At 61.1% G+C, this 21,147-nt stretch carries 25 protein-coding genes and 4 pseudogenes; 15 read left to right on the top strand and 14 right to left on the bottom strand.

The annotated features are described in order from the left end of the window. The first annotated feature begins 1 nt into the window (after window position 1). Window positions 2-1,117: a branched-chain amino acid ABC transporter substrate-binding protein gene (locus ACT6VE_RS28490; RefSeq protein WP_444801661.1), complete on the top strand. Its 1,116-nt coding sequence runs from the start codon at window positions 2-4 to the stop codon at window positions 1,115-1,117. 170 nt (window positions 1,118-1,287) lie between these two features. Here the strand turns inward: ACT6VE_RS28490 and ACT6VE_RS28485 are convergent, their stop codons facing one another. The 5 genes from ACT6VE_RS28485 to ACT6VE_RS28465 form a co-directional block, all read right to left on the bottom strand. Continuing rightward, the gene (locus tag ACT6VE_RS28485) at window positions 1,288-1,476 is read right to left on the bottom strand and encodes an IS3 family transposase (RefSeq protein WP_444801660.1); all 189 of its coding nucleotides are present in this window, start codon (window positions 1,474-1,476) and stop codon (window positions 1,288-1,290) included. Beyond that, the gene (locus tag ACT6VE_RS28480; protein ID WP_444801659.1) at window positions 1,473-1,817 is read right to left on the bottom strand and encodes an IS3 family transposase; all 345 of its coding nucleotides are present in this window, start codon (window positions 1,815-1,817) and stop codon (window positions 1,473-1,475) included. The genes ACT6VE_RS28485 and ACT6VE_RS28480 overlap by 4 nt, the downstream gene beginning before the upstream one ends. A gap of 92 nt (window positions 1,818-1,909) precedes the next feature. Further along, window positions 1,910-2,164, bottom strand: a complete 255-nt coding sequence (locus tag ACT6VE_RS28475; protein ID WP_444801658.1) for a transposase — start codon at window positions 2,162-2,164, stop codon at window positions 1,910-1,912. Between the two features lie 421 nt (window positions 2,165-2,585). Beyond that, complete coding sequence (locus tag ACT6VE_RS28470; protein ID WP_444801657.1) at window positions 2,586-3,497, bottom strand: calcium-binding protein; 912 nt, start codon at window positions 3,495-3,497, stop codon at window positions 2,586-2,588. Between the two features lie 40 nt (window positions 3,498-3,537). Beyond that, the gene (locus tag ACT6VE_RS28465; protein WP_444783526.1) at window positions 3,538-3,807 is read right to left on the bottom strand and encodes a PepSY domain-containing protein; all 270 of its coding nucleotides are present in this window, start codon (window positions 3,805-3,807) and stop codon (window positions 3,538-3,540) included. 111 nt (window positions 3,808-3,918) lie between these two features. Between ACT6VE_RS28465 and ACT6VE_RS28460 the strand changes: the two genes are divergently transcribed. The 5 genes and pseudogenes from ACT6VE_RS28460 to ACT6VE_RS28440 all read left to right on the top strand — a co-directional run bounded on the left by ACT6VE_RS28460 (window position 3,919) and on the right by ACT6VE_RS28440 (window position 7,091). Then, a complete protein-coding gene (locus tag ACT6VE_RS28460; protein WP_444801656.1) occupies window positions 3,919-4,254 on the top strand; it encodes a PepSY domain-containing protein in 336 nt (111 codons plus the stop codon). Then, complete coding sequence (locus tag ACT6VE_RS28455; protein WP_444783524.1) at window positions 4,254-4,919, top strand: response regulator transcription factor; 666 nt, start codon at window positions 4,254-4,256, stop codon at window positions 4,917-4,919. The genes ACT6VE_RS28460 and ACT6VE_RS28455 overlap by 1 nt, the downstream gene beginning before the upstream one ends. Further along, window positions 4,916-5,218, top strand: a complete 303-nt coding sequence (locus tag ACT6VE_RS28450) for a hypothetical protein (RefSeq protein ID WP_444801655.1) — start codon at window positions 4,916-4,918, stop codon at window positions 5,216-5,218. Before ACT6VE_RS28455 ends, ACT6VE_RS28450 begins: the two co-directional genes overlap by 4 nt. A 10-nt stretch (window positions 5,219-5,228) precedes the next feature. After that, entirely contained in the window at window positions 5,229-6,260 is a 1,032-nt protein-coding gene (locus tag ACT6VE_RS28445; RefSeq protein ID WP_444801654.1) for a sensor histidine kinase, read from the top strand. 132 nt (window positions 6,261-6,392) lie between these two features. Beyond that, window positions 6,393-7,091, top strand: a pseudogene (locus ACT6VE_RS28440) (IS6 family transposase). Window positions 7,092-7,288: 197 nt separating this feature from the next. On the opposite strand, the gene ACT6VE_RS28435 reads toward ACT6VE_RS28440, so the two are convergent. The 3 genes from ACT6VE_RS28435 to ACT6VE_RS28425 are packed head-to-tail and all read right to left on the bottom strand — an operon-like array spanning window position 7,289 to window position 10,484. Then, a complete protein-coding gene (locus ACT6VE_RS28435; protein WP_444801653.1) occupies window positions 7,289-8,131 on the bottom strand; it encodes a TIGR01459 family HAD-type hydrolase in 843 nt (280 codons plus the stop codon). Next, window positions 8,128-9,405 (bottom strand): FGGY-family carbohydrate kinase, encoded by a 1,278-nt coding sequence (locus ACT6VE_RS28430; protein WP_444801652.1) that lies wholly within the window; start codon window positions 9,403-9,405, stop codon window positions 8,128-8,130. The genes ACT6VE_RS28435 and ACT6VE_RS28430 overlap by 4 nt, the downstream gene beginning before the upstream one ends. Then, window positions 9,402-10,484: a class II aldolase/adducin family protein gene (locus ACT6VE_RS28425; protein WP_444801651.1), complete on the bottom strand. Its 1,083-nt coding sequence runs from the start codon at window positions 10,482-10,484 to the stop codon at window positions 9,402-9,404. Before ACT6VE_RS28425 ends, ACT6VE_RS28430 begins: the two co-directional genes overlap by 4 nt. Window positions 10,485-10,678: 194 nt before the next feature. On the opposite strand from ACT6VE_RS28425, the gene ACT6VE_RS28420 reads away from it, so the two are divergent. The 7 genes and pseudogenes from ACT6VE_RS28420 to ACT6VE_RS28390 all read left to right on the top strand — a co-directional run. Then, complete coding sequence (locus ACT6VE_RS28420; RefSeq protein WP_444801650.1) at window positions 10,679-11,458, top strand: DeoR/GlpR family DNA-binding transcription regulator; 780 nt, start codon at window positions 10,679-10,681, stop codon at window positions 11,456-11,458. Further along, window positions 11,455-12,858 carry an FGGY-family carbohydrate kinase gene (locus ACT6VE_RS28415; protein ID WP_444801649.1) on the top strand — a complete coding sequence of 468 codons (1,404 nt, stop codon included), beginning with the start codon at window positions 11,455-11,457 and terminating at the stop codon, window positions 12,856-12,858. Before ACT6VE_RS28420 ends, ACT6VE_RS28415 begins: the two co-directional genes overlap by 4 nt. Further along, window positions 12,855-14,396: a sugar ABC transporter ATP-binding protein gene (locus ACT6VE_RS28410; RefSeq protein WP_444801648.1), complete on the top strand. Its 1,542-nt coding sequence runs from the start codon at window positions 12,855-12,857 to the stop codon at window positions 14,394-14,396. The genes ACT6VE_RS28415 and ACT6VE_RS28410 overlap by 4 nt, the downstream gene beginning before the upstream one ends. 36 nt (window positions 14,397-14,432) lie before the next feature. Next, window positions 14,433-15,416: an ABC transporter permease subunit gene (locus ACT6VE_RS28405; RefSeq protein ID WP_444801647.1), complete on the top strand. Its 984-nt coding sequence runs from the start codon at window positions 14,433-14,435 to the stop codon at window positions 15,414-15,416. A 68-nt stretch (window positions 15,417-15,484) separates the two neighbouring features. Further along, window positions 15,485-16,423, top strand: a complete 939-nt coding sequence (locus ACT6VE_RS28400) for an ABC transporter substrate-binding protein (RefSeq protein WP_444801646.1) — start codon at window positions 15,485-15,487, stop codon at window positions 16,421-16,423. Window positions 16,424-16,512: 89 nt separating this feature from the next. After that, window positions 16,513-17,409: a sugar phosphate isomerase/epimerase family protein gene (locus ACT6VE_RS28395; RefSeq protein WP_444801645.1), complete on the top strand. Its 897-nt coding sequence runs from the start codon at window positions 16,513-16,515 to the stop codon at window positions 17,407-17,409. Window positions 17,410-17,516: 107 nt separating this feature from the next. Then, a pseudogene (locus ACT6VE_RS28390) lies at window positions 17,517-17,636 on the top strand (transposase); the annotation flags it as partial. A gap of 92 nt (window positions 17,637-17,728) precedes the next feature. Here ACT6VE_RS28390 and ACT6VE_RS28385 read toward each other — a convergent pair. Then, window positions 17,729-17,959, bottom strand: a pseudogene (locus tag ACT6VE_RS28385) (DDE-type integrase/transposase/recombinase); the annotation flags it as partial. Between ACT6VE_RS28385 and ACT6VE_RS28380 the strand changes: the two are divergent. Then, a complete protein-coding gene (locus ACT6VE_RS28380) occupies window positions 17,956-18,132 on the top strand; it encodes a hypothetical protein (protein WP_444801644.1) in 177 nt (58 codons plus the stop codon). The pseudogene ACT6VE_RS28385 and the gene ACT6VE_RS28380 overlap by 4 nt on opposite strands. A 102-nt stretch (window positions 18,133-18,234) precedes the next feature. Here the strand turns inward: ACT6VE_RS28380 and ACT6VE_RS28375 are convergent, their stop codons facing one another. The 5 genes from ACT6VE_RS28375 to ACT6VE_RS28355 form a co-directional block, all read right to left on the bottom strand. Beyond that, the gene (locus ACT6VE_RS28375) at window positions 18,235-18,510 is read right to left on the bottom strand and encodes a tautomerase family protein (protein ID WP_444801643.1); all 276 of its coding nucleotides are present in this window, start codon (window positions 18,508-18,510) and stop codon (window positions 18,235-18,237) included. An 84-nt stretch (window positions 18,511-18,594) separates the two neighbouring features. Next, complete coding sequence (locus tag ACT6VE_RS28370; RefSeq protein WP_444801642.1) at window positions 18,595-19,377, bottom strand: amino acid ABC transporter ATP-binding protein; 783 nt, start codon at window positions 19,375-19,377, stop codon at window positions 18,595-18,597. After that, window positions 19,349-19,990, bottom strand: a complete 642-nt coding sequence (locus ACT6VE_RS28365; protein ID WP_444801684.1) for an amino acid ABC transporter permease — start codon at window positions 19,988-19,990, stop codon at window positions 19,349-19,351. The genes ACT6VE_RS28370 and ACT6VE_RS28365 overlap by 29 nt, the downstream gene beginning before the upstream one ends. A 43-nt stretch (window positions 19,991-20,033) precedes the next feature. Then, window positions 20,034-20,663, bottom strand: coding sequence for an amino acid ABC transporter permease (locus ACT6VE_RS28360; protein WP_444801641.1), 630 nt, complete (start codon window positions 20,661-20,663; stop codon window positions 20,034-20,036). A 69-nt stretch (window positions 20,664-20,732) separates the two neighbouring features. Next, a complete protein-coding gene (locus ACT6VE_RS28355; protein WP_444801640.1) occupies window positions 20,733-20,963 on the bottom strand; it encodes a hypothetical protein in 231 nt (76 codons plus the stop codon). Between the two features lie 12 nt (window positions 20,964-20,975). Here ACT6VE_RS28355 and ACT6VE_RS28350 point away from each other — a divergent pair. After that, a pseudogene (locus tag ACT6VE_RS28350) lies at window positions 20,976-21,083 on the top strand (hypothetical protein); the annotation flags it as partial. Window positions 21,084-21,147 lie beyond the last annotated feature (64 nt).

Below are 21,147 nucleotides of genomic sequence, written 5' to 3'. Positions count from 1 at the left end.
AATGAGAAAAATTCTGATCCTCGGCACGGCACTCGGCCTGCTCATGGGCACCGCCGCACGGGCGGACGACTTGACCTTCGCGGTCGCCGGCCCGCTCACCGGTCCGCTCGCGACGATCGGCGACCAGTTCAAGCAGGGTGCGCAGGCCGCCGCCGATGCCATCAACGCCAAGGGCGGCGTGTTGGGACGCCAGATCAAGCTGCAGTTCGAGGACGACCAGTGCGATCCGAAGCAGGCCGTTTCGGTCGCCAACCGCATTGCCGCTGCCGGCATCCAGTTCGTCGACGGCCACGCCTGCTCGGGCTCGAGCATCCCGGCCTCCGCCGTCTATGCGGAAAATGGCACGCTGATGATGAGCCCTGCTTCTTCCAACCCGGTCATGACGGACGATGCGGCTGCCAAGGGCTGGACGAACATCATGCGCCTCTACACCCGCGACGACGCGCAGGGTGCCTTCATCGGTCCGTGGATTGCCAAGGAATATGCCGGCAAGAATGTTGCCGTTCTGCATGACAAGACGGCTTATGGCCAGGGCGTGGCGGATGCCGTTCGCGCCACGATGAACGCAAACGGTCTCAAGGAAGTCCTTGCCGAAGGCATCAATGCCGGCGAGAAGGATTACAACGCGCTGGTGACCAAGCTGAAGGACGCCAAGGTCGAAGTCGTCTACTTCGGCGGATATCACCCGGAAGCCGGTCTCATTCTGCGCCAGGCCGCCGAACAGAACTACAAGTTCCAGCTTATCATGCCTGACTCCATCGCTTCGCCGGAATTCTGGCAGGTCGCAGGTCCGGCCGGCGAAGGCACGTTGTTCGTCTTCCCGTCCGATCCGCAGGCCAAGCCAGAGGCGAAGGAAGCCGTCGCGAAGATCCAGGCCGGCGGCTTCAAGCCGGAAGGTTTCACGCTGTTCTCCTACGCCGTAATTCAGGCTTTCGCCCAGGGCATCGAACGCGCCGGCTCGGATGATCCGACCAAGGTCGCTGAAGCGCTGAAGAACGGCCAGTCGATCGACACCGTGGTCGGCACCATCACCTTTGATGAGAAGGGTGACCTGAAGGACGCCAGCTACGACATCAATCGTTGGAGCGACGGCAACTACGCGCCGATTGCGAAGTAACCCTTACATTTTTGTAGGAGTTCAACGGCCCGGCCAAATGCCGGGCCGTCTTTCTATTCGCCAGCCGACCCCATCAAAACCTTGGGATCGTCGGGCTTGCTGCTACGCATGGAGAAGCTGTCGCGTGGAAATTCCCGAGACTGGAGTGCGCCCCTGAGGGCGGACAGTGATCAGGCCGCTGTTTTGCCAGTCTGCCGGATGTGTTGAACCTCGAACTGCTGCGGGCTCAAATAGCCGAGCGCTGAATCAAGTCTGCGTGTGTTGTAAACCTCCTCTATGAAGTGGGGAAGGTGTTCGGCCACCTCTTCGAACGTTTCATAGGCCATCGGGTAGACCGCTTCGACCTTCAGCGTCTTCATGAAGCTTTCGGCCTTGGCATTGTCATAGGGATTCCCCCTCCGACCCATCGGGCCGACGAGATCACCGCCAGCCAGTGCATCCCGGTATGCCTGAGCTGCGTATTGAGAGCCGCGGTCGCGACGAACCTGTGGCGAACCTTCGGATGCAGATTGTGTTGACGCACTAACCGTCTGGTCTTCTTGTGGTTGATGACCAAGCCCTGCTGGCGTAGCGCGGCACCCACGCGTCGATAGTCGTAGAATTCAAATTCATCGCAGATGGAAAACATAGCCTCGACGATGGAGGTATCATCGACAGGCTTTACCGGGCTGCCATAGTCGACCGAGCGTGCGATACCCATCAGCCGCATCCTTCGGCGACGGAGACGCCAGCGGGCCGGTGATGGTGGATGTAGCTCCGCTTCTCGGCCGCGGTGCGCTTTTCATGGTCCCTTTAGAAACTCCAGTTCCAGCGCCTGTTTGCCGACGGGGCGTTCGAGGGCAGCGATCCGGGCCTCGTATTCCTGGATGAGGTCGGCGGCCTGAGCATCATCGTCGAACCGCCTTCCTCATCCTTGCACACCCAACTCCGGATCAAGTTGCGCGACACGTCGTGGCGCTGTGCCAGACCATTCAGCGTCTCGCCCGCGATAAACTCCTGCGCGACCTGCCGTTTGAATTCCATACTGTGAATGCGATGTTTTGCCATGGGCTCCACTTTCGGAAACCCGGTAAGCCCGGTCAATTCATTGAGCCTATCTGCCCGCCCTCAGGGGCACACTCCACAAGACCGGCAATTTTGATCCGGTTTTGCAACGACGATAGGCAGCGTGGGAATTCTCTGCGGTCACCAGTTCGAAACGCGACAGGGTTGCAGGCCCGAGATCGTCATGAGCGCCACGCGGAATGCGTCCCGGCCAATTGCGATCAGAATGCGGGCGATGTGTGGGCCTGGCTGAGGCCTACAACAGCTGGTTCAGCGGATGATGCTGATTATACGCGACTGACCGACTTTCATTCCCACAGGGGTCCTTTCAACAAGATGGTGGTCTACCGGCAAAGGCATCTGCTGGCGCGGATCGAAAGGGCGGCGGGAAATTGGCTCGCCCTTTCTGTAGAGGGTATTGTCCTCAGGTGAAGAGAAAGTCCGAAGCGGAGAGATCAGAGAGTTTGGTGTCCTCCAGGCGCAATTCGCTCTTGCCGAAATCGAACACGAGGTCTTCGCCGCCATCGGCGGTGCGGGCGATATCGGTGAGGTCGGCGAAGTTGGACACGCCAAGCGATTTGGCGATCTCAATCGAGTCGTAGCCGGTCTTGAAATCCTCGATCTCGGTCTTGCCGGCCCTGAAGACGAATGTGTCGCGTCCAGCGCCACCTTCCAGCTCGTCGTTGCCGGGGCCACCGAAAAGACGGTCGTTGCCAGTACCGCCTTCGAGGTCGTCATTACCGGCTCCGCCCGACAGGATGTCGTTCCCCGTGCCGCCGTCCAGTTCGTCATGGCCATTGCCGCCAAAGATCTTGTCGTTGCCGGCGCCGCCGAAAATCGTGTTGGCCTTGCTGTTGCCATGCAGCGTGTCATTGCCTGAAAGCGGGTCCTTCGGCTCTGTGGCATTGACAGACTGGAAGGAGAAATGGCTGGCCTTCAGGCTTGAGAGTTTCGTGTCCTCCAGCGTCAGCGTGTGGCCATTGCCGAAGTCAAAACGGACGTCTTCCCCGCCATCGACCGTCTTGGCCGTCTTCATCAGATCGGCGAAGGACGTGATGCCGAGCTTGGTGTCGATCACGATCTTGTCGTCGCGCGTGGAAAAGTCGTCGATCTCGTCGCGGCCGCTGGAAAAGACGAAGCTGTCGCGGCCCGCGCCGCCGGTCAGTTCGTCGTTACCCGTGCCGCCCTGCAGCCAGTCGTTGCCTGTACCGCCGTTAAGATCGTCATCGCCGCCGTAACCGAAGAGTTTGTCATTGCCGCCGTTGCCGTAAATGTCGTCAGCCGTCGATTTGCCCTTGAGCGTGTTTGCCGTGGACGTACCGATGATCTTGGCCATGAGAAATATCCTTGTTGAAGGGAAGTGTTTGGGTAGGGGATCAGTGCTTGCGTTCGAGGCGCAGGATTTCACCTGTGTAGCCGTCGATCTTGGCCTCACTGACGACGCTCTTCGGGTCGACGACGGTCGCTTCGAAATGGCCGTCATCCATCTCGATCTCGCGGATCGCATAGCCCTTGGCTGATAGCCCGGCGACGATCTGCTCCAGCGTCTTGCGCGCCGGGGCCGTTGCGGTTTGGGCCTGGGCCGGAGCGATGAGCGCCAATCCGAGAATGCTTGCGGCGAAGATGCCGGTCGGTTTCATGAACATGACGGAGGTCCTTTCCTGTGTTGTCGCAGGAGGATTCGCACACCCCGCCTGTTGCTTGCCTGACAGGCGCTGTCAGCGAATTGTCAGCTTCGTTCGCGTAGAAACGGGAGCATGATCCAGAAGATTTCTTCCCCCGTCGTACTGGCGCTTGTCTTTCTCGCCGCTTTCTCCATAGCGCCGCCCGGCGGCGCACAAGCGGATGACGATGATGATGCGCTGGAGCATGAGGAAGCCCGTAGGGCGCTCGAGCAAGGGCTTGTCCGGCCGCTGGAGGAGATCGTCGCCGAGGCGCGCAAGCATGTGCAGGGCGATCTGATCGAAGTCGAACTTGAGCGAGAAAACGAGCGGTATATATACGAACTCGAATTCATCCAGCCGTCCGGCCAGATCGTCGAGCTCCAACTCGATGCCAAGTCGTTGGCGATTATCGAGGACGATGCCGACTGATGCGCCTGCTGCTCGTCGAAGACGATGCCCGCATTGCCGCCGACATATCCGCCGTTCTGACCAGTGCCGGCTATTCGGTCGAGGCTGTGTCGGATGGCAAGGATGCCTGGTTCCTCGGTGATACGGAAGACTATGATCTCATCGTGCTCGATCTTGGTCTTCCCGGCATGGATGGGATGTCTCTTCTGAAAAAATGGCGCGCGAATGGTCGCCACATGCCGGTACTCGTTCTGACGGCACGAGGAAGCTGGGCGGAGCGCGTCGAGGGCATCGATGCTGGTGCCGACGACTATCTGCCAAAACCCTTCCAGTTCGAGGAGCTGCTCGCCCGCGTGCGCGCGCTCATCCGCCGCTCCGTCGGCCATGGCGCCACGACGATTGCCGTCGGACCGCTGAGCATTGATACGCGCGCCATGCGTGTCAGCGTCGATGGCGTGCCGCAGGCGCTCACGCCGCTAGAATATCGCCTCGTCAGTTATCTCGGCCATCATCGCGACCGCATCGTGACGCCCGCAGAATTGCAGGAGCATCTCTACGGCGATGATTACTCGCGGGACGGCAACGCGCTGGAGGCACTCGTTGCCCGGCTGCGCAAGAAGCTCGGCGCCGTTGCGATCGGCACACGGCGTGGTTTCGGCTACTATATGGGCGAGAACGCGCCGTGACGCGCCGGTCGCTACGCCTTCGCCTGGCACTGGCGGGAGCCGCCTCTATCGTCGCCGCCCTCGTGGCGGCGTTCTTCGTTCTTTCCGCTCTCTTCGAAAGGCATGTGGAAAGACGCATTGTTGCCGAGTTGGAGCTGCACCTGAACCAGATTATTGGCGGCCTTGCCGAACGGCCGGGTGCGATCCTGGATCTCGCCAAGCCGCCGGTGGATCCTCGCTTCGAGCGCCCCCTCTCCGGTCTCTACTGGCAGATCGAGGGCGGAGGGAAAACGTCTGCGTTCCAGGTCGCTCTGGGATAGCGTGCTCGCCATGCCGGACATTCAGGCTGGCGGTGTTCATGTGGAAACCATAACAGGGCCGGCTGGTGTGCCGTTGCTCTTGGTGGAACGCGAGGTAGTGACAGCCGCACGGGCGGGCGCCCGCCCGGTGCGGGTTGCGGTTGCGATCGACCGCGCTGAAATTTCGCGCGCAACGGGGGAGTTCGAGGCCGATCTTCTGCCCTATCTCCAGGTGCTTGTAGCACTTCTTCTCGCCGCCAGTTTCGTACAGATTTTTGTCGGCCTGCGGCCGCTCGCGATGCTGACCGGGCGCCTTTCCGCCATCCGCGCGGGCGAGGCCGAGCGGCTCGGTAGCGATTTTCCGGACGAGGTTCTGCCGCTGACCGGCGAAGTGGATGGCCTGCTGCAATCGCGTGAAAACCAGCTTCGCAAGGCACGCGAGCGGGCTGCCGATCTGGCCCATGGTTTCAAGACGCCGCTGCAAATCCTCTCCGGCGATGTGCTGCGCCTGCGCGAACGCGGCGAGGAAGGGGTGGCCCGCGACATCGAGGCGATCATCCTGCGCATGCGTCGTCATGTCGATCATGAAATGGCGCGGGCCCGCCAAGCAGAGCGCGGACATGCCGCGCGCAGCGATCTAGGCCGGGTCGTCGCGCATGTCGTCAGTGTCGTGTCGCGCACACCGGCTGGCCGGAATCTCGACTGGCAGCAGGAGGTGGATCAGGGGCTTGTCCTTCGCATCGACGCGGAGGATCTGGCGGAAATCCTCGGTAGCCTCACCGAGAACGCCGCCCGTTATGCCAAAACCATGGTCGGCATTTTTGCGCGGGTGGAGGGGAATGCCGTCATCATCGATGTCGCCGACGATGGGCCGGGCATTCCGGAAAGCGAGATCGATTTCGTGCTAAAGCGCGGCAGCCGGCTCGACACGACGAGCGAGGGCGCAGGGCTTGGTCTGGCAATAGTCGAAAGCTTTGTCGAGGAAGCGAACGGCTCCTTCGTGCTGGAAAACCGCGATGCGGGGTTCTGTGCTCGTATCACTCTGCCGCGGGTCATCTGCTGAGCCAAGTTGCCCTGCGTGGTGCCCCTTCCGAACATAGAAGCCGGCTATTGCGCTGTGACGCACGGTTGCAGATTCTCATCGGGGGATGTCAGGTTAACTGGCGTTGAAGCTCTTTTCTGGTCGTTGGCGGCTATGATCCCGTCCTCTATCATTTGCAGGTGCCACCGCTTCTCGTGCTCTGTGATCGCTCATGCTGTCTGGCTGTACTCCGATTTCCGCTAAGCCCACGGCTGGTGGAAGAAATGCTCTTGGAATGCGGCATTGTCATCTCCTATGAGACAATCCGGTGTCGGGAAAAGAAGTTCGGTCCGAGTTATACCAGTCATTTTCGGCGAAAGCCGGCCCGTTCGATCGATACCTGGCATTTGGACAAGCTACTGATTTCTGGCGGCGGCAAAAAACTGGCTCTGGCGCGCCGTCGATCAGGAGGGTTATGTTCTCGACGAGATCGTCCAGGCCCGCCGCAAGACCAAGGCTGCACGACGCTTGCTGATCGGGCTGGTGAAGAAGCAGGGGGCTGGCCGAAGCGTATCGTCACCGAAAGCTCCGCTCCTATGAAGAGGCACGGCGACAGGTCATGCCTAGCGTTGAGCATCGATAGTACAAGGGTCTTAACAATCGGGCCGAAAATTCACATCTACCCCTCGAAAACGGGATAAGACGATGCAACGGTTTCGCCCATCAGGCGGGTTGCAACGCTTCGCGAGCGTCTTCTCGGCAGTACGAAATCTCTTCGTTCGGCCCCGCACGAAACGCTCAGCCATCGCTATCCATCTGCATCGCCTCGGCGCAATCACGCACTGGAAAGCTAGCGCCGGTGCGGTAGCTTGATCAGCGGCAGTGACCGAGCGCCTGTTCCTGCGACGTTAAACTGACACTCCCGCGGGGTTGTTCAGTCGGCAGGAAGCGAATGCGGACCAGTTCTCTGATATGGCGGATGAAACTGGAGGCGACACGACCTTATAGCTTGCATCCAGCATTCGCGCCAAAGGGTTTCCACGACTCCGATCCTGCGCACATAGAGTCATTCAGACCGCGAGGCGTTCCAGCAGATAATCGGGAAACGCTCCATGCGTATCGGAGATCACAGCGAGATCGCTTTGGGAACTATCGGCAAGGATTCCAGTCCGAACGAGGCAGGACGCGAGGCCCACGCCGGCGGCGCCTGCAATATCGTGTTCGATGCTGTCGCCGATGCAGAGAATGCGATCAGCGGCAATGTTGGAAACCAAGGATTGGGCCTGTTGGTATATCGCGGGATAGGGTTTGCCGAACCAGCGCACCGGACCACCAAGTTCCTCGTATGCAAGCGCGATGCTGCCGGCGCCTGGTGCCGTGCCACCGCCCTCTACCAGCTTGTGCCGGTCGGGATTGGTGCAGTAGCAGGGCACCCTGCGTTCCGCAGCAGGCCTTAGCTGCTGGCGATAGGCTGAGAGCGGAATCCTTTCCGCTTCGCTTCCCGAGATGATCACGATATCTGCGAGCGTTGCGTCCTCGACGCTCTCAAAGCCGAGGCGTTTAGCAAGATTGCGATCGCCCCCGCTTGAGATTGTCAGACAGCGCGTACCTCCGGCTTTGCCGCCGGTCTCACGGGCGAGAATGGAATGGGCGACATCGCCAGACGTCAGAAAGCGATCAAAACCCGCTTGGTCGAATCCAAGTTTGCCCAGACGCTCGGCATTGTAGTCCCCGCTGCGGCCGGAATTTGAAAGGATGACAATGGTTTTTCCAAGTGCCTTCAGATGAAGCAAAGCTGCGTTGGCACCTGGATAGGCACCCTCGTCATCCCGCAGGACGCCGAACTGGTCGATAAAAAAGGCATCGTAGCGCTGGGCGAGGGTGGCAAGGGTAGTCTGTGGCGCAATGCTCATGGCCAGCGGGCCTTTCCGGCAATAACTAGAGAAGCCGTGCCGACCGACGCTTCGGCCGAACGCGCCGCAAGAAAGGGAACGCCGAGTGTGTTTTCCCGCATTCTGGTCCAGGCGGGATTGGCTGCGCCACCCCCGACTGTGCGGATGGACAACACCTTCGGGCCGCCGAGCTCAGCCAGCCGGTCGTAACCCGATTTTTCGATGGCGGTAATCCCTTCGAGGATCGCCTGAAAGAAGGTGACATCGTCGGCCGGGCGCGGCTCCAGCCGGGGCGGGTGGATGGGATCGTTGACAGGGAAGCGCTCGCCTAGCCCCGGCAGCGGGTAGTAGGCGAGACCGGTCGGCGTGTCCGGCCGCAGATTCGGCGTCATGGCTTTCAATTGGTCGCCATCGAAGAACGTGCGGATGACTGCGCCGCCGGAGTTGGACGCGCCCCCCGCAAGCCAGAAATCGAGGATGCGGTGTGAGTAGATACCATAGTTGGCGGCATTGATCGGCATCGCGGATGCAAGCTTGACGACCAGCGTCGAGCCGAGCGCAGTCACACCGTCACCGATGGCCGAAGCACCCGTCGCCAGAAAAGAGGCGCATCCATCGGTCGTGCCCGCATGGTAGTGACATCCGGGCGGCAGGCCGAGTGCCACTCTTGTTGCCCCGACCGGCGATAAGGGCGCACCGGCCCGTTTGACCGCAGGCAGCAGCGCAATGTCCATACCGCAGGTCTCCAGCCAGTCCGGCCAACGCTCGGTGGCGAGATCGTACCCGGTCTTGAGCGCGTTGTTCTCATCGCTTGTCGCGGTGGCGAGACCAAGTTTCATCAGGATCCAGTCGGCTTGGTGCATGACACCGCATACACCCGGCCGGCGCGACAGGTGAATGGCGCGCGCCAGCGCAGATGTCGCCCCACGCGCAGGACTATCCGCAGGCGCCTGCGCGGCAATGCGGTCGACGACGGTCGGGTCGGGGCAGGGATCATTGTACATCAGTGCCCGGCCGACCGGCATACCGTCGACGTCGACCGCGAGCACTGTACCGGACGTGCCGTCCACGGCCAGCCCCTCGAGTGAGGCAAAAGAATTGCGCGAGGCGAGTTCGGCTAGGCAGGACTGCACGCCGGCCCACCAGATGGAGGGCAGTCGCGCCGCTGCTGCATCCGGGAAAGGGAAGGCGGCGATGTCGACGAGCGCACTGTCCTCGGAAAGCAAAGCGGCCCGCACCCCGGAGGTGCCGAGATCGATGCCGAGTGCTACGGCGGGCTTGGTAGCGGCGCTCATGTTCGCTCGCTTGCCTTGCGGTCGAGCGCCTGACGGTATTGTTCGGCCTCCCAGTGGGTCAATTCATGTTCCTGCTCGGGTTTGAGGTAGGCGACCGATGCGCCCTCCGGAATGCGGGAGACGACTTCCGCCAGGCAGCGCGCCATCACGCGACCCCCGGCGGTGAGTTCATTGGCAAGCAGCACGCCATAGCCCGGCACAAGCAGCATCTTCGGGACCGGGAGGTCGCGCGAGCGGCGTTCGTCCGTGTAGGCTTTTGCAGTCTCCCCATCGGCTAGCAGGCCGATCTCCGTGCCAAGGAAGATGACATGGTCCGGATAGAGCGAACCCAGCGTGGCAGCAGCCACGCTGGCCGGGCTGAGTGCTGTCTTGTGGCTCCCGGCATCCTCCGCGGCATGAAAATCCGAGCCCTCCGCCAAGCTCGTAAGGATGGCCGGATCGGCTGCTGTCGTGGCGCGCTCATCGACGGAAAGCGCTTCGGTAACGCGGGTGATACGCTGACGCACCTCGCCCACGGTCTCGCCGGTGACGATGATGCCGTGGTTGGATAGGATCAACACGTCCGGCCGGGTATTGGCAACGCGGTCGATCTCGTGGGCGAGCGGCGTGCCGGGGCGGCGATAGGGGATCGTTGCCCATGTGAGGTCAGGAAGTTTCGCCATACGCGCCGCGATCGCTGCCGCCCGGTCGGCCAGCACCGAGAGCGCGATGGTGTTGACGCAGTGATAATGCGCCACGACCGTCTGTGGCAGCACGGCGTGAAAACTGGCCTCGATCGAGGGGCGGAGGCCGGAGGCGTTCAGCGCGGCGGCGATGAAGTCCGTTGCTTTTTCCGCACGTGGATCCCCGCCGCGCAACGCCGCCACCAGCGGTGCCACCGTCACGGGCACCATGATATCGCGTTCGCCGGCATGGGCGAGCCAGGTGCCGGATGCCTTGACCCACATCACCCCATCTCGTTTGAAAGAGGTATTGCCGCCGGCACCCTGCGTTTTCAGGATGTCGCTGCCGATCTCCCGCGAAAGATCAAGAAATGCGTCGAAGGCCGGAATGTCCTCCGCCCGAATGCCCGAAGCCATGCTGGCCTCCTCCTCTAGACAATCTTGTCAGCCTCATCCGTGTATCGCGAATGATGAGCAAACTTCTCTATCAATGGTATTATTATGATTGGACATCGTCAAGAATGAAGAAATAACCTCAAACCACTTGATGGATCTAAATTAGTGTGATTATCTTCGTTCATCGGCGAGGGAGACGCCGGAGAGGAGCATCCGTGAACGACACCGAACGCCACAAGGCCATCATTGACCTCTTGCGTGAGACGCCTTTCGCTTCGGTGCGCGATCTGCAGGAGCATCTCGCCGCGTCTCCCGCCACGATCCGTCGGGATATCGACAAGCTTCACGAACTCGGCCGGGCGCGAAAAGTCTATGGCGGCATTTCCGCCATTGAAGCGGGCGACAGCGGCCGCCTTTCCGCAAGGCCCTATGACGAAAACCGGGACATCGCCGTCGAGGCAAAGCGGGCGATCGCCGCTGCGGCGGCGGAACTCGTCCGCGACGGGGATTCCATCATCGTGCATGCAGGCTCGACCTGTTATGAGCTCGGCACCCTGCTTGCCCGGCGCAACCTGCGCGTCTGGACCAATTCCATGCCGCTTGCCGCCCATCTTGGCGAACACGGCACGTGCCAGCTATCGGTTGCCGGCGGCGAACTCTACCGCGAGCCCGGCATAATCCACGACGCGGCAGCAGGCTCCCCGGGTTTTTTCGCCTCGCGCTTTTTCGTCGGCACGCAGGGCATCAGCGGCAAGGGTCTGCTGGAATCCCATCCCCTGCTCGTCAAGGTGATCGGCGAACTCGCGGCCTGCGCCGACGAGATCGTGCTGTTGGCAGACAGCCGGAAATTCTCCATCCAGCCGCGCCATGTCGCCCTGCCACTTTCGCGCATCGGCACCATCATTACAGATGACGGCCTGACCGACGCCGCCGCCAAGATGCTGGAAGACGGGGGCGTCACAATCGTGATTGCGAACACGGGAGGGGCAAGTTGAACCAGTCCCCCATCGCCGTCTTCGATCTCGGCAAAACCAATTCGAAGCTTTTCGTCGTTTCGACCGAAGGTCACGTGATCGACGAAGCGCGCACGCGTCCAATATGGCACGAGCAAGCAGATCTGCGCGTATTGGACGATGCCGCGCTCTTTGGCTGGATGAAGGACGAACTTGCCCGTGTCGTTGCAGCGCACGGTGTCGAGCGTATCATGTTTTCCGGCCATGGCTGCACCTTTGCGCTCGTTGCCGGCGACCGGCTTGTCCATGCGATCCTGGACTATGAGCAGGAACCGCCCGTCGATATCGCCGCGCGCATCGACGCGATGGCGCCGGAATTTGCCGAGACTTTTTCGCCGCCGCTGCCGCTTGGCTTCAACTATGGACGGCATCTGCTCTGGCTCAACGAACGGGACTCGGATCTTATTGGCAAGGCCGACGCCATCCTCGCGTATCCGCAGTTCTGGAGCTGGAAGTTTTCCGGCCGCACGGTCTCAGAAGTCTCCTATCTCGGCTGCCATTCCAATCTCTGGGCGCCATTGCAAGACGATTTCAGCAGTCTCGTCGAGCGAATGGACTGGCGCGGCCGGATGCCGGAATTCGCGAGAGCTGGTGACGTCATCGGCATGCATGCCGTGACGCTCGAAGACGGTCGCAGCGTGGAGGTCGCGGTCCACAATGGCGTGCACGACAGCAATGCTGCGCTCTACTTCTACCGCTCGCTCGGCTTTACCGATTTTACGCTGGTATCGACCGGCACCTGGGTGATCATCTTCAATCCGGCAAGCCCGCTCGAGCGGCTCGACGCTGCGCGCGACATGCTCGCCAACGTCACGGTCGATCATCAACCGGTCGCGACCATTCGGTTCATGGGCGGCCGGGAGTATGATGTTGCCAGCGATGGATGGGTAAAGCCAATCTCTCCGCAGGCCGTTGCCGCGGTCATCGCCAAGCGGGTCTTTGCCCTGCCATCCTTCGCGCCGGGAGGGCCGATATCGGGGCATGAGGGCCGCCTCATCGGTCCCGCTGTTGAGGGCGAGGAGCGGGCCGCCGCCGCGCTACTCTATGTCGCGCTGATGACGGACCTGTCGCTCGACCTCATCGGTTCGGACAATGCGATCGTCATCGATGGCGGTTTGGTGAAGACGGGGCTTTATGCCTCCGTGCTCAGCGCGCTGCGGCCCGGCCAGACTGTGCATACCAGTGCCAATCCGGAAGGCAGCGCCTTCGGCGCCGCCGCGCTGGTCTTCGAGGCTATCGGCCGCAATCCCTTCGTCAACGACTGTGCAGTCGCCGATCCGGCGACCATTCCCGGCCTCGATGAATATCGCCACGAATGGCGTCGGCATGTCGACGCCATGACCACGGACAAACGCAACAAGCGAAAGGAGATGCGCGCATGACGATCATTGCGAACCAGCGGCACGCGCTCCTTGAGATGCGCGATATCAGCAAGACATTCGGCGCATCGAAGGCGCTGTCCCAGGTGAGCTTCACTGTCTATCCGGGCGAAGTGCACGCGCTAATGGGCGAGAACGGGGCCGGCAAGTCGACACTGATGAAGATCCTGTCGGGCGCCTATACGGCGGATGCAGGCGGCACGGTGCTGATCGACGGCGAGGCCGTGACCCTTGGTGATCCGCTGAAGGCCAAGGCCTACGGCATTGCTGTCATCTACCAGGAACTGTCGCTCGCGCCAAACCTGACGGTGGCGCAGAACATGTTCCTCGGCAGCGAGCCATCGCGCTTCGGCCTTGCCGACCGCGCGGAAATGCGCCGGCGGGCAGAGCCCATCCTTAAGCAGCTCGGCATCGGCTTCGAGTATTCCCGCCGCGTCGCGGAGCTTTCGCTCGGCGAGCGGCAGATGGTGGAGATCGCGCGGGCGCTGACGACCAATGCCCGCATCATCGTCATGGACGAGCCCACGACCTCTCTGACAAGTCGCGAGACCGACAGGCTGTTCGATGTCATCGCCCGTCTCAAGGCCGATGGCATAGCGATCGTCTATATCAGCCACCGCATGGAGGAGATCTACCAGCTCTCCGACCGGGTCAGCGTGCTGCGCGACGGCACCTATGTCGGGACGCTGGAGCGCGCAGACCTCTCCGCGGAAAAACTCGTCTCGATGATGGTCGGCCGTGACCTTTCGTCCTTCTACAAGAAGGAACACAGGCAGGCTGCGGGCGAACGCGCGGCGGTGTTGTCGGTCACAAACATCGGCGACGGCATAAAGGTGCATGATTGCTCGTTCGATGTCCGCGCCGGCGAAGTGCTTGGCATTGCCGGCCTCGTCGGCTCAGGGCGCACGGAGCTTGCGCGTCTCGTCTACGGCGCCGACCGCCGGACCGATGGCGAAGTGGTGCTGAACGGCACGTCGCTTGCTATTGCCTCGCCGCGTGACGCGCTGGATGCGGGCATTGCCTATCTCACCGAAGACCGCAAGGCGCTTGGCCTGTTCCTCGACATGTCGATCAGTGACAACATCAATATCGGCGTTCTTTCGGCGGACGCGAAAGCCGGTGGTGTTCGTGATTTCGCGCGGGCCAGGGAGCGGGCGGCGCATGCCGTGAAATCTCTGTCGATCCGCACGGCCGGCACGCGGATCAATGTCGGCGCCCTGTCGGGCGGCAACCAGCAGAAGGCGCTGCTCGCCCGCCTTCTGGAGACGAAGCCCAAGGCGATCATTCTCGACGAGCCGACGCGTGGCGTCGATGTCGGCGCCAAGTCGGAAATCTACCGCATCATCGACGAGCTTGCCCAGAACGGCATCGCCATCGTCGTCATCTCCAGCGACCTGCCGGAAATCCTCGGCATTGCCGACCGCGTGCTGGTCATGCGCAACGGCCGGATCGCCGGCGAGGTGACCGGTTCGGCGGAAACGCCGATCGAACAGGAAGCGATCATGGCGCTTGCGACCGGTTCTGCCGGCCATGCGGCCTGATTGCGAACGTAGAAACGAAGAAGACGGGACGGAACCATGAGTGTAAGCGAAACCGAACAGGGCCGGATGGAAAAGCTGAAACTGCGCTCGACGCTGACCGCGCTCGGCATGCTGCCGGTCCTCGTGCTTCTGGCGATCGGCTTCCATGTACTCAGCGGGCGGTTCCTCTCCGTTAACAACCTGTCGATCGTCATGCAGCAGGCGTCGATCAACACGGTGCTGGCGGCCGGCATGACCTTCGTCATCCTGACGGGTGGCATCGACCTTTCCGTTGGCTCGATTCTTGCGGCCTCGGCCATGGTCGCGGTCATGGTCTCGCTGGTGCCGGATCTCGGCATGCTCGGCATTCCCGCGGCGATCGCGGCGGGCCTTGCCTGCGGCTTTCTCAACGGTGCGATCATCGCCTGGCTGAAGCTGCCGCCCTTCATCGTGACACTCGGCTCGCTCACCGCCATCCGTGGCGTGGCGCGCCTGCTTGGCGGCGATACGACCGTCTTCAACCCGGACCTGCCCTTCGACTTCATCGGTAACGGCTCGCTGTTCGGCGTGCCGTGGCTTGCCGTGATCGCGATCGCCACGATTGTCGCTTCCTGGTTCATCCTGAAGCGCACGGTGCTCGGCACCTGGATCTATGCCGTCGGCGGCAATTCCGAGGCCGCACGGCTGACCGGGATCAAGGTGCCATTGGTGCTGCTCTTCGTCTATTCGATGTCAGGCCTGCTCTCTGGCCTCGGCGGCGCCATGTCGGCCGCCCGTCTCTATGCCGCCAACGGCCTGCAGCTCGGCCAGGCCTACGAACTCGATGCGATCGCCGCCGTCATCCTCGGCGGCACCAGCTTCGTCGGCGGGGTCGGCTCGATCTGGGGCACGCTCATCGGTGCGCTCATCATCGCTGTCCTCTCCAATGGCCTCATCCTCGTCGGGGTCTCGGATATCTGGCAGTACATCATCAAGGGCCTCGTCATCATCGTCGCCGTCGGCCTCGATCGCTACAGGCTCAATGGAATGAGTCGGACATGAGGTCCGGCTGAACGAACCGGTCGCAACCGGAGATAACGGCGCGGCAAGCGCCACCAAAGGAGGAAAATATGCGTCTAATGTCCACGTTGCTCGTCGGCACCGCCATGGCCGCCGCACTCGCCATGCCCGCAGCCGCCAAGGATCTCAACAAGATCGGCATTTCGGTCGGCCTGCTCGGCAACCCGTTCTTCGTCGCCACCATCAAGGGTATCGAGGACCGCGCCAAGGAGATCAACCCCAATGTCGAGGTGATCTCGGTTTCGGCCGACTATGACCTCAACAAGCAGGTCTCGCAGGTCGACAATTTCATTGCCGCCGGTGTCGACATCATCATGCTGAATGCCGTCGATGCAAAGGCCATTACACCTGCCGTGAAGAAGGCGCAGGCCGCCGGCATCGTGGTCGCCGCCTTCGACGTCTCCGCCCCCGGCGCCGACGTCACCGTCATGACCAACAACGTCAAGGCCGGCGAGGAAGCCTGCAACTACATCGCCGACAAGCTCGACAACAAGGGTGATGTCGTCATCATCAACGGCCCGGCCTCCTCCTCGATCCTCGAGCGTGTGCAGGGCTGCAAGGATGCGCTCGGTAAACACGCCGACATCAAGATCCTCTCCGACGACCAGAACGGCCAGGGTTCGCGCGATGGCGGACTTGCCGTGATGCAGGGCCTGCTCACCCGCTTCGACAAGATCGATGCCGTCTTCGCGATCAACGACCCGACCGCGATCGGCGCAGAGCTTGCCGCCAAGCAGCTGAACCGTAGCGAGTTCTTCTTCACCGCGGTCGATGGTGCGCCGGATATCGAAACGTCGCTCGCGAGCGGCAACTCGATGATCAAGGCATCGGCATCGCAGGACCCCTACGTCATGGCCGGCCAGGCGCTGAAGCTTGGCGTCGAAGTGCTGAACGGCACCAAGCCAGCTGAGCCAGTCGTGCTGCTCGACCCGCAGCTGATCACGGCGGAAAACGTCAAGGACTACAAGGGCTGGAGTGCCGCCCGCTAAACAATCCTCCCAGACGGCCGGACACGCAGGCGAAAGCGGCGTGCCCGGCCGACCCTGTTTAATCCATTTTTTCAGAAAGTAGCCGGGATATGTCGAAAATCGGGATCCATTCCTTCGTCTGGAGCGCGGGCTCCTCGCGTGGCGAGCTTGAAAAGGCGCTCGAGAACACGCACAGGCTCGGCTACAAGCTTATCGAGTTTTCCTATCTCGATCCGAAACAGGTCGACGTGACATGGCTTGCCGGTCGCATCCAGGAACTCGGCCTCGATGTGGCGATCAGCATGGGCCTGCCGCCGGAAGGCGACATTTCCAGCGATGACGCATCGGTGGTCGCCAATGGCACGGATATTCTCGACCGCGCGGTAGCGCTAGTGCGGGATCTCGGCGGCACGAAGCTTGCCGGCATCCTGAGCTCAGCGCATGGCAAGCAGGAACATACGCTCACCCGCAAGAGTTGGGATACCAGCGTCGCCGCGCTCTCCAAGGTGGCCGACCGTGCCAGGGCCGCCGGCGTCACGCTCAATCTCGAAATCGTCAACCGCTTCGAGAGCAACATGCTGAACACCGCGGCGCAGGGCATGGCCTATATACGCGATACGGGTGCGTCCAACGTGCTGCTGCACCTCGACACCTTCCACATGAACATCGAGGAAGCCGATGTCGGCCTGGCGATCCGCCATGCTGCCGACAAGATCGGCTACATCCATATCGGTGAAAGCCACCGCGGCTATCTCGGCACGGGCACGATCGATTTCGCAGCAATCTTTGACGCGCTGGTGGCAATTGGCTGGGACGACTACGTCACATTCGAATCCTTCTCGACAACCATCGTCGACAAGGACCTGTCGCTGAAGACCGCAATCTGGCGCAATCTATGGGACGACAACATCGCACTCGCTCGCCACGCCCATCGGTTCATCGAGTTGGGCCTGGAGACGGCCCGTCTCAAGGGCGAGCTTGTTCGCCAAGCCCATCTCCCCGTCTAGTTGGTGGGAATAAGGTGGCCGTTTGGACGAGGTGACACGGCGAAAGTGGTCCGGTTTTGCTCTTGGTGTTCGGCGGATTTTCCTCTTGGTTGAAAGGAGAATTGGCCATGAAGAAGAAGCGGTTTTCGGTCGAGCAGGGCGTTGTGGTTTTGAAGCAGGTCGAGCTCGGTTTGCCGGTTGCGGATCTGATCCGGCAGGTCGGTATATCGGAGCAGACTTTCTATCGATCTGAACCGCCCCGGGTTTACCGGAGACCCTTTGGTTTAAGTTATGCAGCCAATGCCGGTGCGTCCAGCATGGCAAATATTGTTCTTCGGCCTCGTTGGACGGGGCGCCGATCATGACGTGCCTGGTCTAGGGCATCGAGGACGAAACCCGCATGAGCAGTCCGGCTTGCCCGCCAACCGACGATGCGGCAGGCGAAGGCGTCGATCACGAAGGCCAGGTAAACGAAGCCCTGCCAGGTTGCCACATAGGTGAAATCGGAAAGCCACAGCATGTTCGGCGCGGGAGCGAAGAACTGCCGGTTGACGTGGTCGAGTGGGCATGGACGCCCCGGTCGCACTTGGCGTCGGCGCGATCGAGCCGGGCGGACTAACCTTCATCCAGGCGGCGATCCTGCTGAACTATCTCGCCCGGAACAAGCGGTTGGCCGGCATCGTCTTCACGGAGTACCAGCATGCAATATCGCTGACGCAACCGCGCAATTCGTCGCTCTTCTGATTCTCAACATCCTTGAATTGCAGCGCCAGTCGGAGCGCGTTGAGCCGAAGTCATAGCGGCAAGAACGGAAGACTTTAACGGCTTTCCCTGGCGGTGTGCGATTCAGCCCTGAAACCAGTTTTCACTTCGCGACTCGATGTAAACTAGGGAAATCTCTTCGGGCCGCAGGCCGATATCGTGAAACAGCGTGCGAAGAGCTTCGTAGGCTGCGCGCTTGCAGTCGTCGCTGCGACCCGGAAAGAGCGTGATCTCAACAAGCAGATAGTCTGTGGACGCCCGCGGCGGTAGTTCTGCTTGAGGTTGCTCAAGCAGCATGATGAAGGCGTCGCTTTGGGCGCCAAGCGTGGCGATCAGGCTTTCTCTCGTCTGGTGAAGCATATCGGACCGCATGCGGGAGGCGACTGATCCGGAAGTGGAAATTCGAACAATGGGCACGGAGTGAGGGGACCTTTCGCACTTACGTCAATGTTGTAGGACGGAACCAAGGAATCGCCGGGTGCGCTCTTCCTTCGGATTACGGATAATGTTACGTGGCGGGCTATCTTCCAGAATCTTGCCGTCGGCGAGCACAAGCATCCTGTCCCCGGCTTCCTGGGCAAATCCCATCTCATGCGTGACGACCAGCATAGTGCGGCCTTCTGCAGCGAGATCGCGCATTGCCGACAAGACGTCACCAACCGTTTCCGGGTCGAGCGCCGAGGTCGGTTCATCGAAAAGAAGCAGGGCAGGGTTCATCGCAAGCGCCCGGGCGATTGCCACGCGTTGCTGTTCACCCCCCGAAAGCTGCGATGGATAGGCTGAGATGCGGTGGGTAAGCTTGACCTTGCGAAACAGTTCATGTGCTCGGCTCAGCACGACCTCCCGGTCCTCCTTGAGGATCTTCACGGGCGCCAGCATAACATTCTCGAGTGCGGTCAGATGCGCATAGAGATTGAAGTTCTGAAAGATCATTCCGATCCGCCGCCGCAGCGCGACGATGCTGCGATGCTTGGCGTCAATGGTCTGGCCTTCAAAAACGATGCTGCCGCCGTCGGTCGTCTCCAGACCGTCTACGCAACGCAACAGCGTCGATTTTCCTGTGCCGCTCGGGCCGGCAATGATCAGGGTCTGGCCTGCCGGCACCGTAAAGCCGATCGATTTGATGATCTGCACGGAGCCATAAGTCTTGGACAGGTCGCGTACTTCCAGGATTTTGCGGTCGCTGGAACTATGTTTCTCAAGTTGCATATTTGAACCGTTCTTCAAGCATGGCTCCGCCACGCGATATTGAATAATTCAGCACGAAGTAGATGAGGGCGATGATGGCAAACGACGCGAAGCTCATGCCGATGGATTCGCGCACCAGAAGTCCCGACTTGGTCAACTCGACAATGCCAACGATCGAAGCGACCGAAGAATCCTTGACGGTCGCGACGTAGACGCCGACGGTTGGCGGTATGATGACGCGAACCGCTTGCGGCGCGACGATGTAGAGAGCGACCTGAAATGGCGTGAAACCCGCAGCGCGCGCGGCCTGCCACTGGCCCTGGCCGACGCTTGCTATACCCCCTCGAATCACCCCGGGCATCATTGCACTTGATGCCAGCGATAGGGCCAGGGCCGCTGCCTCGAAGCCCGAAATATCGAAGCCGAGCACGAGTGTCGTGCCGAAATAACAGACGAACATGAGAAGCACGATTGGCGTGGACCGCAACACTTCTACGTAGCACAGGGCAAGCAGGCGCAGCACGACGAAGCGGCTTCGGCGAAGCAACGCGACAAGCACTCCCACGACACCTCCCGCCAGAAGGGCGAGCAGGCTGATCGCAACGGTCATCGCGGCGCCAATCAGGAAGAATTTTGAATAGGCGAATAACATCAAGGACGCCGCCCTCCATGATTGCGGTTGAAGCGCAGGCCGATCAACAACCTGACAAGGTTGATAGCTGACAAATGACGATGTAGACCGCCGCGGCGATCAGGAAGACTTCGAAATAGTGGTAGGAGACCGAGCCGGCATTTTCCATCCAGGCGGCGACATCGTTGACGCCGATCGCGGAGGCGAAGGCCGATCCGAGCACAGTCGCGATGACCTGGTTTCCGAGCGGGGCATATATGACCTGCAGGACCTGAGGAAAGACGAGGTGGCGGAATGATTGGATCCGTGTCATGCCTTGCGCGATGGCCGCTTCGAACTGGCCGCGCGGAATGGCGAGCAGGCCGGCGCGAAAAATCTCCGTCATGTACGCGCCGCTTGCAAGGGTAAGGGCGATTGTCGCTGCCCAGAAGCCTCCGATCCTGATGCCCATTTCCGGCAAGCCGAAGAAGATCAGGAACATGATGACGAGCAGTGGAATGTTTCGGCCGAACTCGACATAGGCACCGGCAAGAGTACTGACGACACCGTTGTCGGAGCGGCGGCACAGTGCGCCGACGGTGCCGACGATCATGCTGAGAACGACCGAGATGGCGCTGATAGCGAGCGTTCTGAAAATTGCCCATGGCAAATCGGCCAGTATCGGGAGAACTGTCGTGAAATTGATTTGGTACATCGTCGCTCTTCGGCTGGCGCCGCCGCGATTGCCGCGGCGCTCGTGTACTACAGGCGTTGGGGCGTTCGGTTAGTCGAAAGCAGGCATTTCGCGACCGAACCAATGCTTGAAAGCGGCCGCGTTATGCCCGGACTTGTCGTATTCGTTGACGAATGTGTTAACGACGCGCCACCAGTCAAAATCTCCTGCCGGCATGCCCATTGCGATTTCCTCGCGCGAGAAATTTCCTTCGAGCACTTTGTATTTCTCGGGTGATTTTTCGAGCAGGCTTTTGACGTAGAGACTGTCCTGCGCGATCACATTGCCGATGCCTTGAAGCGGCAGATCACCGACGGCGTCATCGCGCCGGGCGCGCGAATGCCCACGTTGCGGGATCTGGCCGAAAGGCTGGAAATCAATCTTGGGACCGCCGCGAAGAGTTACGACATCCTGCGCAAGGCCGGGATCATACAGAGTTTGGTCGGCAGCGGAACGCATGTCACAG

The sequence above is a fragment of the Shinella sp. genome (genome assembly GCF_052438155.1).
In the GTDB taxonomy this organism is placed as follows: domain Bacteria; phylum Pseudomonadota; class Alphaproteobacteria; order Rhizobiales; family Rhizobiaceae; genus Shinella.
The sequence above is the reverse complement of the archived record's forward strand: the minus strand, read 5'-3'. Positions and strand labels throughout refer to the sequence as shown.

What these genes read in the sequence shown, in the direction of transcription:
- ACT6VE_RS28490 (WP_444801661.1), top strand. Translation starts at nt 2, where the DNA reads ATGAGAAAAATTCTGATCCTCGGCACGGCACTCGGCCTGCTCATGGGC.
- ACT6VE_RS28375 (WP_444801643.1), bottom strand. Translation starts at nt 18,510, where the DNA reads ATGCTTCACCAGACGAGAGAAAGCCTGATCGCCACGCTTGGCGCCCAA.
- ACT6VE_RS28475 (WP_444801658.1), bottom strand. Translation starts at nt 2,164, where the DNA reads ATGGCAAAACATCGCATTCACAGTATGGAATTCAAACGGCAGGTCGCG.
- ACT6VE_RS28445 (WP_444801654.1), top strand. Translation starts at nt 5,229, where the DNA reads ATGCCGGACATTCAGGCTGGCGGTGTTCATGTGGAAACCATAACAGGG.
- ACT6VE_RS28405 (WP_444801647.1), top strand. Translation starts at nt 14,433, where the DNA reads ATGAGTGTAAGCGAAACCGAACAGGGCCGGATGGAAAAGCTGAAACTG.
- ACT6VE_RS28470 (WP_444801657.1), bottom strand. Translation starts at nt 3,497, where the DNA reads ATGGCCAAGATCATCGGTACGTCCACGGCAAACACGCTCAAGGGCAAA.
- ACT6VE_RS28435 (WP_444801653.1), bottom strand. Translation starts at nt 8,131, where the DNA reads ATGAGCATTGCGCCACAGACTACCCTTGCCACCCTCGCCCAGCGCTAC.
- ACT6VE_RS28460 (WP_444801656.1), top strand. Translation starts at nt 3,919, where the DNA reads ATGATCCAGAAGATTTCTTCCCCCGTCGTACTGGCGCTTGTCTTTCTC.
- ACT6VE_RS28360 (WP_444801641.1), bottom strand. Translation starts at nt 20,663, where the DNA reads ATGTACCAAATCAATTTCACGACAGTTCTCCCGATACTGGCCGATTTG.
- ACT6VE_RS28400 (WP_444801646.1), top strand. Translation starts at nt 15,485, where the DNA reads ATGCGTCTAATGTCCACGTTGCTCGTCGGCACCGCCATGGCCGCCGCA.
- ACT6VE_RS28410 (WP_444801648.1), top strand. Translation starts at nt 12,855, where the DNA reads ATGACGATCATTGCGAACCAGCGGCACGCGCTCCTTGAGATGCGCGAT.
- ACT6VE_RS28365 (WP_444801684.1), bottom strand. Translation starts at nt 19,990, where the DNA reads ATGTTATTCGCCTATTCAAAATTCTTCCTGATTGGCGCCGCGATGACC.
- ACT6VE_RS28485 (WP_444801660.1), bottom strand. Translation starts at nt 1,476, where the DNA reads ATGAAGACGCTGAAGGTCGAAGCGGTCTACCCGATGGCCTATGAAACG.
- ACT6VE_RS28455 (WP_444783524.1), top strand. Translation starts at nt 4,254, where the DNA reads ATGCGCCTGCTGCTCGTCGAAGACGATGCCCGCATTGCCGCCGACATA.
- ACT6VE_RS28380 (WP_444801644.1), top strand. Translation starts at nt 17,956, where the DNA reads ATGGACGCCCCGGTCGCACTTGGCGTCGGCGCGATCGAGCCGGGCGGA.
- ACT6VE_RS28425 (WP_444801651.1), bottom strand. Translation starts at nt 10,484, where the DNA reads ATGGCTTCGGGCATTCGGGCGGAGGACATTCCGGCCTTCGACGCATTT.
- ACT6VE_RS28430 (WP_444801652.1), bottom strand. Translation starts at nt 9,405, where the DNA reads ATGAGCGCCGCTACCAAGCCCGCCGTAGCACTCGGCATCGATCTCGGC.
- ACT6VE_RS28395 (WP_444801645.1), top strand. Translation starts at nt 16,513, where the DNA reads ATGTCGAAAATCGGGATCCATTCCTTCGTCTGGAGCGCGGGCTCCTCG.
- ACT6VE_RS28465 (WP_444783526.1), bottom strand. Translation starts at nt 3,807, where the DNA reads ATGTTCATGAAACCGACCGGCATCTTCGCCGCAAGCATTCTCGGATTG.
- ACT6VE_RS28480 (WP_444801659.1), bottom strand. Translation starts at nt 1,817, where the DNA reads ATGGGTATCGCACGCTCGGTCGACTATGGCAGCCCGGTAAAGCCTGTC.